Annotated in this window: 1 protein-coding gene and 1 pseudogene; both read left to right on the forward strand. The window is 31.7% G+C overall.

Going from position 1 to position 808, the window contains the following annotated elements:
• The first annotated feature begins 265 nt into the window (after nucleotides 1-265).
• On the forward strand, nucleotides 266-439 hold the full coding sequence (locus ACFIK8_RS10900) for a hypothetical protein (protein WP_375669438.1): 174 nt from the start codon (nucleotides 266-268) through the stop codon (nucleotides 437-439).
• A 185-nt stretch (nucleotides 440-624) separates the two neighbouring features.
• Nucleotides 625-808: pseudogene (locus ACFIK8_RS10905) on the forward strand (hypothetical protein); the annotation flags it as partial.

The raw sequence follows: 808 nt of genomic DNA on the forward strand, positions 1-808 counted from the left end.
TGCAAAAATAGATTTTTTTAAAATAACCATCATGGATATGCTACCTTATTACAGGATGCACTTTTAACCTCAAAGATAAATCTCCAATAGCAGAAAATCTTTAATAATCTGCTTATAGGGGGTATATGAATGATAAAAGTATAAAGAATAGAGAAGAAAATCTTGGTATTATTTTTCAGGAAGATATTAATGATGCTTTTAAGCAGCGTATAGGCGTATAGGATAGATCAATGGTTATTTGAAGTCCGTGGTGAAGGAAGGTTGGGTGGATATTACTGAAGAGGGAAATCTGTTTGATGATTATATAATGGAAAAATCCCATGATGATCACGATAGTAACAGTGGTTTTTTAGATTGTTGTTTACAAATTAAAGCAAAAAGCCTCTTTAGTTTTGCTTGCATGAGAGAAGTAAAGGGTTTTATTGGTTTTTTGTTTTAAAGTCCTTACAGAAGTTCGCAAACATAGAAGCAAAATGGAAGAGTTTTTTATTGGATGAACCAGCAAATAATTTACATATTCATCCATAGGAAAAGATATTAAGTTCTTTACAAACTTTATCGAAAATAAAAGATAATGAAGCCATTTATTCGACATATTCTCCTTACCTTATTAACGACGATAATTTGAATAATTTGTTTGTACGTAATGAGGCAAATGATTTTGAAACACATCGAATTGTCTGTGGAAAGTTTCTGGAATTAACTACATCTGCCGGAGAAATTGTGAGGGCTGTTGAACCTGTTGTTCAACAAGCATGGATTAGTTGCATAAAAGAGAAAGGATCTAGAGCTAGGATTATGGATAAAT

This window comes from Bartonella sp. MR168JLCBS, from assembly GCF_042194175.1.